Below are 8958 nucleotides of genomic sequence, written 5' to 3' on the forward strand. Positions count from 1 at the left end.
AGATCGTCGAGGCCCCTGATTCCCCTCGAAATCGCTCCACCGCATCACGAATCTCCATGATCTCCATCGTCGCATCGAAACCGCAGCACTGTGCGAGTATCGACCGATGGCCGAGTGGTGGGTACCGAGCAGGCGCGTCGAGCGATGGGGCCAGACGATTGGCCTCGTCCTGCTCGTAGTCGTAGTCGGTCCGAGCACCATCCATACAGTGGCCACGGAACCGACAACCGGTAATTGGGTTCGCCTGGCAATCTGGCTTTTCGCGACGGCCGGATTTGCCTACGGAACCGTCCAGGCCTGGCGAAACAGGAACAAACCTCAGTCGGTGTGGTGGGAAGGGACAACTGCCCCCACCGAAGTACCCGCCGACGACATCCGTAGCGCACTCGCGTCGACAGACGACCGCATTCCCGCAATCAAGGCACTACGCGAACTACATCCGGGCTTGGGCCTGAAGGATGCGATGGATCTGATCGACGCCCAGCGGGGCGAACAGGGCCCGCAACACCGATAGTTGCGACCATCACAATCACAGTTAGGTATCGACACCTGACCGCCACGATCGAGCGAGCACGCCAAGAGTTAACCACCTGACAGACAGGCTGTTTCGCCTAGTTTGACAAATGTGGTCAATCGGTGAGCGTCGACTCGACCGATTCAACTCACCGTACCAATCGAATTCGCCGTTCAGCATTCCACTCATGACCCAATGCCACTATTACCCAACGATTTACAACCGGAACTACGGCATCCAGTGAGAACTTTCGCGACAGTGCAGCATCTTTCGTCCAGTTGAGTTGACCGAAACTTGACGTTACGTTGAATTTCAAAGCAATAGCCCGGTCTTGACCTGCGATGGTGTGAGCGAAACGCCCACCTACGCGTGACATGTGGCCGCCCTGAGGGGCGCTGTGAATGCCTGAACGTTCGAGGAGTGGAATGACTGCGGTCAAAACTGCGTGGCGTGAACTACGGAAACCCGTGTTCATCCCCGCGTCGATAGTGATCTTTGCCCTGATCGCCTTTGCCGTGATCTACGCGGGAACCGCCGCGGATGCTTTCGAAACACTCAACAACGTGATCAGCGACGGCGTCGGCTGGTGGTACATCCTCTCGGCCACCGGTTTCGTGATCTTCGCGCTGTACTGCGGAATCAGCCGCATCGGCAACATCCGATTGGGACGTGACGACGAGCAGCCCGAGTTCGGGATGCTCTCGTGGTTCGCGATGCTCTTCAGCGCCGGCATGGGCATCGGGCTCGTGTTCTACGGAGTAGCCGAACCACTTTCGCACTACGTGACCCCACCCGTCGCCGGGCAGATCGCCGGATCCACGGACGCCGCAGCCAATCAAGCCATGGAACTGACGCTGTTCCACTGGGGCTTGCATGCATGGGCGATCTACGTCGTCGTCGGCCTTGGTCTGGCGTACATGACCTACCGAAAGGGTCGCCCGCTGTCGATCCGTTGGCTGCTCGAGCCGCTCCTCGGACGGGCTCGCATCGAAGGAAAGATCGGTCACGCCATTGACGTCGTCGCCATCGTCGGCACACTGTTCGGTGTCGCGACGTCGCTGGGCTTCGGTGTCCAGCAGATCTCGGCCGGCCTCGACTACCTCGGCTGGGTGGAGACCGACAACTGGTTGGTCATCACCATCATCGTCATCGTGACGGGCATGGCGACCTTCTCGGTCGTCTCCGGTGTCACGAAGGGCCTCAAGTGGCTCTCCAACATCAACATGATGCTCGCTGCCGCGCTGGCACTGTTCGTCCTGATTCTGGGACCGACGCTGTTCCTCATGCAGTCGTGGGTGCAGAACCTCGGCGGATACGTCCAGGCCTTGCCCGAACTGATGCTGCGTACGTCCCCGTTCGCCGAAGACGGCTGGCAGGGCGCATGGACCATCTTCTACTGGGGTTGGTGGATGAGCTGGGCACCGTTCGTCGGCATGTTCATCGCGCGCATCTCACGCGGCCGCACCATCCGCGAATTCGTCTTCGGTGTGCTGTTGGCCCCGACGCTGGTTGGTTCGTTGTGGTTCACGATCTTCGGTAACTCCGGCATTCTGCGTCAGCGCAACGAGGGCACGATGCTCGACGCATCCGGCGCAGTGGACACCAACACGTCGCTGTTCACGCTTCTCGACGGACTTCCGCTCGGAACGATTTCGAGTGTTCTCGCGATCGTCGTGATCGTCTTCTTCTTCGTCACGTCCGCGGATTCCGGCTCGATCGTCATCGACATCCTTGCGACCGGTGGCAGCTTGGAGACCTCCAAGATCACGCGTGTCTACTGGACGTTCCTCTCCGGTGCCGCGGCCGCAGTTCTCCTCATCGTGGGTGGCAGTGGATCGCTCACGGCGCTGCAAACCGTTGCCATCGCCACGGCGGTACCGTTCTCGGTCATCATGGTGCTGGCATGTCTGTCGATGCTGAAGGCGTTCCGATACGAGGTCGCGTCGGCACCACGCTACCTGCGGGTTTCTACAAATGCCTCGGCATCAACCGACGTTCCGCAACCCACCGAAAAGCGGCTCCGCGATCTGAAGATCTCGTCGACCTTCGCCGGGCTCACTCCGTCACAAAGCGGGATCATGACGGATCCCTCCGACGCCCACATGCTCGTCGCGGTCCACGAAGTCCCCGCCCATGCGGTCAACATCGACCCGGATACCGGCGCCGTCGACTTCTCCGAGGAATCGAAGGTCGTCGATCCACTGGGCGGAGAGGTGTTCGACACACCCGAGTTCGCCGACTCGGCAGAAGGCCACGCGCAAGCTGCCAGTACGGACTGACCGGCACGTTCGGCATGTTGCATTAGGCATATCTGTTCACCAACTCGCAAACTTGTCATGAGACTTTCAACTCGACAGTTCGCAGGACTCTAAGTTTCGTGAGTAGAACAGGACCAACGGGTTTGCCACTCCAGTCGCAGTCGGAGACGGAACAATCTTTCGGGATTCCGTCCGTATTCCTACGGTCGGCGCATGCACCTGCGCCGCGCACGCTCATCGACATCGTGCGGGCCTCAGCCGAGGCCAACCCGGAAGCACCTGCCATCGACGACGGCGACACCACACTGTCGTACTCGGAGTTGCTCGACGAGATCGCGCTCGGTGCGCGCTGGCTCGGTGATGCCGGCGTCGGCGCAGGTGACCGCGTCGGAATCAGGATGCCGTCAGGTTCGCGTTCGCTGTACGTGGCGATCCTGTCGATCCTCGCGGCGGGCGCCGCCTACGTTCCCGTCGATGCCGACGATCCGGAAGAGCGCGCCGAGTTGGTGTTCGGCGAGGCGCAGGTAGCGGCGATCATCACCGGCGACGGAATCCAGCCGGGGACGGCGCCGAAGCGGCTCGAACATCCACCGGTTCGCGAACCCGAACCCGAGGACGACGCCTGGATCATCTTCACCTCAGGATCCACGGGCACCCCGAAGGGCGTCGCGGTCACTCACCTCAATGCCGCTGCCTTCGTCGACGCCGAGGCGCGCATGTTCCTCCAGGACGAGCCCATCGGGCCTGGTGACCGCGTCCTCGCGGGACTCTCCGTGGCATTCGACGCGTCCTGCGAGGAGATGTGGCTCGCGTGGCGTCACGGCGCCTGCCTCGTCCCGGCGCCTCGTTCACTGGTTCGCAGCGGCATGGACCTCGGCCCGTGGCTGGTCTCGCGTGACGTCAGCATCGTCTCCACTGTGCCGACGCTTGCGTCTCTGTGGCCGGCCGAGGCCCTCGAAGCCGTTCGACTCCTGATCTTCGGCGGCGAAGCCTGCCCACCCGAACTGGCAGAGCGCCTGGCCGTCGAGGGCCGCGAGGTCTGGAACACTTACGGCCCCACCGAGGCAACCGTCGTCGCCTGCGGCGCACTGATGGACGGCAAGAGCCCCGTCAGCATCGGCCTCCCCCTCGACGGCTGGGACCTTGCCGTCGTCGACGCCCAGAGCAATCCCGTCGCGGTCGGTGAGGTGGGCGAGCTGGTGATCGGCGGCGTCGGCCTCGCCCGTTACCTCGATCCCGCGAAGGACGCCGAGAAGTACGCGTCGATGCCCTCGCTCGGGTGGGATCGCGCCTACCGAAGCGGCGACCTGGTCCGGCTCGAGACCACCGGCCTGATGTTCCAGGGCCGCGCGGACGATCAGGTCAAGCTCGGCGGCAGGCGCATCGAACTCGGTGAGGTCGACAACGCCTTGCAGAACCTGCCGGGCGTGAGCGGCGCTGCCGCAGCCGTGAAGAAGACTGCAGCCGGCAATCAACTCCTCGTCGGATACATCGCCAGCACGGATCCCGACTTCGATCTCAAGGCCGCTCATGCACTGCTCAGCGAACAGCTCCCAGCAGCCCTCGTGCCGCGTCTGGCGTTGATGGACGAACTTCCGACGCGTACGTCAGGCAAGGTCGACCGCAATGCGCTGCCGTGGCCGTTGCCCGGCGCCGGTGAAGATGCCGGGGCCGCGTTGGGCCTCGACGGCACCGCTGCCTGGGTTGCCGGTCTGTGGGGTTCGATCCTGGGCGCGCAGATCACCGGACTCGACGACGACTTCTTCGAAGTGGGCGGCGGATCCCTCTCTGCTGCTCAGTTGGTGACCGCCCTGCGCGAGCGGTTCCCCGAAGTGACCGTCGCACAGCTCTACGACCATCCACGGTTGGGATCGCTCGCCGAATATCTCGACGAATTGGCACCCACCGAAACTGTGGAGCCGCGCATCGTCGCTCCGACGCCCTTGAAAACTCAGCTGGCGCAGATCGCCGTCACCGTTCCACTCACGACGCTCACCGGACTGCAGTGGGTGACGTGGCTGGCGATCGCGAACAACGTCCTCGGCTGGTTCGTCGACGTCAGCTGGGCGCCCACGGTCTCGTGGTGGTGGATCCTGTTGGCGTTCATCGTGTTCATCACGCCGATCGGCCGTATGACCATCGCCGTCGTCGGGGCGCGCCTGCTCCTACGCAAGTTGGAACCAGGAACGTACCCGCGAGGTGGTAGTGAACACCTGCGTCTGTGGATCGCGCTGCGACTCACCGAAGCCAGTGGCGCAGCCAATCTTTCGGGCGCACCGTGGATGCTCTATTACGCCCGCGCCCTCGGCGCCGACATCGGCAGCGGCGTCGATCTCCACACACTTCCTCCCATCACCGGCATGCTCGAACTCGGTGACGGCTGCTCCGTCGAACCCGAAGTCGACCTCTCCGGCCACTGGATCGACGGCGACGTCATTCACATCGGCGAGATCAAGATCGGTGACGGCGCCTCCGTCGGTTCACGCTCGACGCTTCTGCCCGGCGCGCGTATCGGTCGGGACGCCGTCGTCGAACCCGGATCTGCGGTGTTCGGCCGAGTGAAGGCAAACCAGCAGTGGGCCGGCTCCCCCGCCACCAAGGTCGGGAAAGCGAATCATCCTTGGCCTGCCGAACATCCGAAGCGCGCGCCCGGCTGGGTGCCGGTATACGGCGTCACCTCGGTCTTCCTGGCCGGTATGCCGATCTTCGCGCTGATGGCCGGGATCGCATTGATCGGTTGGTGGATTCGCGACACCGACACGCTCGCGAGCGCAGTGCTCCAATCGCTGATCATACTTCCCGTCGCGACCATCCTGAGTTTGCTCGTCTTCGCAGTCGTCACCCTTGTGGCCGTTCGTCTTCTCTCGATCGGGCTGACCCCCGGTTACCACCCTGTCCGCAGCCGCATCGGCTGGCAGGTGTGGGCGACCGAACGCCTGCTCGACTCGGCCAGAACCTTCCTCTTCCCGCTGTACGCGAGCCTGCTGACACCGGGATGGCTCCGCCTTCTCGGCGCCAAGATCGGCAAGAACGTCGAAGCCTCCACCGTGCTCCTCCTTCCCAAGTTCACGACGGTCGCCGACGGCGCATTCCTCGCTGACGACACCATGGTTGCGAGCTACGGCCTCGGCGGCGGCTGGATGCACATCGAACAGGCGAAGATCGGCAAGCGCGCGTTCCTCGGCAACTCCGGTATGACCGCCCCCGGTCGACGCGTCCCCAAGAACGGTCTGGTGGCGGTTCTGTCGGCTACCCCGTCCAAGGCCAAGTCCGGATCATCGTGGCTGGGTAGTCCACCGGTACGTCTGAGAAGGGCTGCCGGAGACACCGACGCCGCCCGCACGTTCAATCCGCCCATGCGCCTCAAGATCGCCCGCGGAGTGGTCGAAACCTGCCGACTGATCCCCGTCATGGTCACGTTCGGCATCGGTCTCGGTGTTCTGTTTGCACTCGAAGCACTGGTCGGCGCAGTCGGATTCTGGTTCGCGGCTCTGCTGAGCGGCGTAATTCTGCTCGTCGCCGGCGCAGTGGCGGGCGCGATTACCATCGCCGCCAAGTGGATCGTCGTCGGACGCATCGCCAAGGTCGAGCATCCGCTGTGGAGTTCGTTCGTCTGGCGAAACGAGGTAGCCGACGCCTTCGTCGAGACCGTCGCGGCGCCGTGGTTCGCTCGCGCGGCGACTGGTACGGCCGTACTGAACATCTTCTTGCGTGGACTCGGGGCCAAGATCGGTAAGGGCGTTTGGTGTGAGTCGTACTGGCTACCCGAGGCAGATCTTGTGACTTTGGGCGACGGAGCGACAGTGGAACGGGGGTGCGTCGTGCAAACTCATCTCTTCCATGATCGGATCATGTCCATGGACACCGTCACTTTGGGAGCAGGAGCAACGCTGGGACCGCACTGTGTCGCGCTACCCGCAGCCGGCATCGGCGCGGGAGCGACGGTAGGGCCTGCATCTCTGGTGATGCGAGGTGACACCGTTCCGCCCTCCACCCGCTGGCAGGGCAACCCGATTGCACCGTGGGTGGCGTCGTGAAGCCGAACCGAATGCTCGAGGAGCCGATCGATCCGTACCTGCCGCTCAACGGCAACCGCGGGTACCGCGTGTCCCGGTACGAACTGGAACTGACGTACAAGGTCTTCAGCAACCGTCTCGCCGGCAAAGCTGTCATCACCGCTGTCACCACCGAGAGCCGATCCAAGTTCAGCTTCGACCTCGCGCAGAACCTGCAGGTGTCCAAGGTGTCCGTCAACGGTGCCCGCGGCACCAAGTACGCGCACTTGAACAACAAGCTGATCCTCACGCCGTCTACCAAGATCCCCGCGGGCGGTGCCCTGTCGGTCACCATCGCGTACAGCGGCAACCCCGAGCCGATCAAGAGCCTGTGGGGCGAAGTCGGCTGGGAGGAACTCGACGAAGGAACTTTGGTCGCAAGTCAGCCCAACGGCGCGGCGTCCTGGTTCCCGTGCGACGACCATCCGATTTCCAAAGCGTCGTACCGCATCTCGATCACCACCGATTCCCCGTTCTATGCCCTCGCCAACGGCAAGCTGATCCGCAAGCAGACCCGTGCGAGTCAGACGACGTGGGTCTACGAGCAGACCGAACCGATGGCAACCTACCTGGCAACCATTCAGATCGGTCAGTACGAGCACCGACAAGTGAGCGCCGGGCCGGTACCGGTCTTCGCCGTTCACCCACCTCGGCTGCGCGCAGCGTTCGACGTCGACTTCGGGCGCCAACCCCAGATGCTGGAGGTCTTCGGAAAGCTGTTCGGCCCGTATCCCTTTGCCGACTACACCGCTGTGGTCACCGACGACGAACTCGAAATCCCCATCGAAGCGCAGGGACTCTCGATCTTCGGAGCCAACCACTGCACGGGCAGGCGCGGTTCCGAACGTCTTGTCGCACACGAGCTTGCCCATCAATGGTTCGGCAACAGCCTCACTCTCGGGCAGTGGTGCGACATCTGGCTGCACGAAGGCTTTGCCTGTTACGCGGAGTGGATCTGGTCCGAGAATTCCGGTGGCCCGTCCTCGAACCAACTCGCGACAAACGCCTATCAAGGGCTCGGGCGTAAATCTCAGGACTTGATCGTCGCCAATCCCGGTCCTGCCCTGATGTTCGACGATCGAATCTACAAGCGGGGCGCATTGACTCTGCACGCCCTGCGCGGCGTTCTCGGAGACGAGAAGTTCTTCGAACTGATCCGTCAGTGGACCACGAAGCATCGGCACAGCACGGTCAGCACCGAGCAATTCACCGATCTCGCTTCACGTTTCACCGACACTCCATTGCGCCCACTCTGGGATGCATGGCTGAATCAGCGCTCCCTGCCTCGTCTCTGACGCTCTCTCACCGCGATATCACCACGCCGAAACATTCCGAATGCGCCGATTAGCTTTGTCATACCTTTACTATAGAGGTGGGCCGAGGGACGACCCCGACAACACAATTCTCAGGGCACGCTTCCTCGACAGGTAGATCGGGGGATCGATGTTCGTTGTATTCACAATATGTTTCGTGATCGGGGTCGTCGCCCTGATCGGAGCCTTTGCCGTCGGCGAGGTTGCAGATCTGGGCGGCGGCCACGCAGACGGGCTGCCATTTCTGAGCCTGACAACTTTGGCCACAGCACTTTTCGGCTTCGGCGCCGGCGGCGTAGCTGCCGCTCTCGCGGACGCTCCGACGTTGGTAGCGGTGATTGCAGCACTCGCACTCGCCGCCGTGCTCGTTGTCGTCACGCGCGGCCTACTTCTCCCCTACCTCCTTGAGCAACAAGATAATTCGCACATCGGACGAGCTTCGTACTCCGGGCTATTGGGCACGGTCACCCTCACCATTGCAGCCGAAGGTTGGGGAGAAGTCTCGTTCGTCGACGCCGAAGGCAATCGCGTGCAGGCCAAGGCCGTCAGTGCACAGCCGATGGCGCTCACCACCGGCACCACCGTCTACATCGCCGATGTAGACGATCAATACCTTCACGTCGTCACGGTTGACGACGCGATCTAAGGACTCGATACATGCTGCCAATCATCATCATTGCGGTTGTAGTCGCAGTAATCATCTTCATCGTTCTCCCCGCGATCTACGTGAAGAACTACGTCAAGGTCCCGCCGAACGAAGTGGCGGTCTTCACCGGACGAGGCAAGCCGAAAGTCGTCCGCGGCGGAGCCCGGTTCAA

Annotated in this window: 5 protein-coding genes and 2 pseudogenes; 6 read left to right on the top strand and 1 reads right to left on the bottom strand. The window is 62.7% G+C overall.

All coding sequences use genetic code 11. From position 1 onward, the window contains the following. Positions 1-205 (bottom strand): annotated as a pseudogene (locus ACYP01_RS12255) (hypothetical protein); the annotation flags it as partial. Between the two features lie 3 nt (positions 206-208). On the opposite strand from ACYP01_RS12255, the gene ACYP01_RS12260 reads away from it, so the two are divergent. The 6 genes and pseudogenes from ACYP01_RS12260 to ACYP01_RS12285 all read left to right on the top strand — a co-directional run. Next, positions 209-514 carry a hypothetical protein gene (locus ACYP01_RS12260; RefSeq protein WP_459680208.1) on the top strand — a complete coding sequence of 102 codons (306 nt, stop codon included), beginning with the start codon at positions 209-211 and terminating at the stop codon, positions 512-514. Between the two features lie 425 nt (positions 515-939). Further along, positions 940-2793, top strand: a complete 1854-nt coding sequence (locus tag ACYP01_RS12265; protein ID WP_007727149.1) for a BCCT family transporter — start codon at positions 940-942, stop codon at positions 2791-2793. 122 nt (positions 2794-2915) lie between these two features. Continuing rightward, positions 2916-6809 (top strand): Pls/PosA family non-ribosomal peptide synthetase, encoded by a 3894-nt coding sequence (locus ACYP01_RS12270; protein WP_459680250.1) that lies wholly within the window; start codon positions 2916-2918, stop codon positions 6807-6809. 11 nt (positions 6810-6820) lie between these two features. Beyond that, entirely contained in the window at positions 6821-8122 is a 1302-nt protein-coding gene (locus ACYP01_RS12275) for a M1 family metallopeptidase (protein WP_050655931.1), read from the top strand. A gap of 148 nt (positions 8123-8270) precedes the next feature. After that, complete coding sequence (locus tag ACYP01_RS12280) at positions 8271-8786, top strand: DUF1449 family protein (RefSeq protein WP_064111480.1); 516 nt, start codon at positions 8271-8273, stop codon at positions 8784-8786. 11 nt (positions 8787-8797) lie between these two features. Then, a pseudogene (locus tag ACYP01_RS12285) lies at positions 8798-8958 on the top strand (flotillin family protein); the annotation flags it as partial.

The organism is Rhodococcus sp. no. 34 (assembly GCF_054589475.1).

What these genes read in the sequence shown, in the direction of transcription:
- ACYP01_RS12275 (WP_050655931.1), top strand. Translation starts at nt 6,821, where the DNA reads ATGCTCGAGGAGCCGATCGATCCGTACCTGCCGCTCAACGGCAACCGC.
- ACYP01_RS12265 (WP_007727149.1), top strand. Translation starts at nt 940, where the DNA reads ATGACTGCGGTCAAAACTGCGTGGCGTGAACTACGGAAACCCGTGTTC.
- ACYP01_RS12280 (WP_064111480.1), top strand. Translation starts at nt 8,271, where the DNA reads ATGTTCGTTGTATTCACAATATGTTTCGTGATCGGGGTCGTCGCCCTG.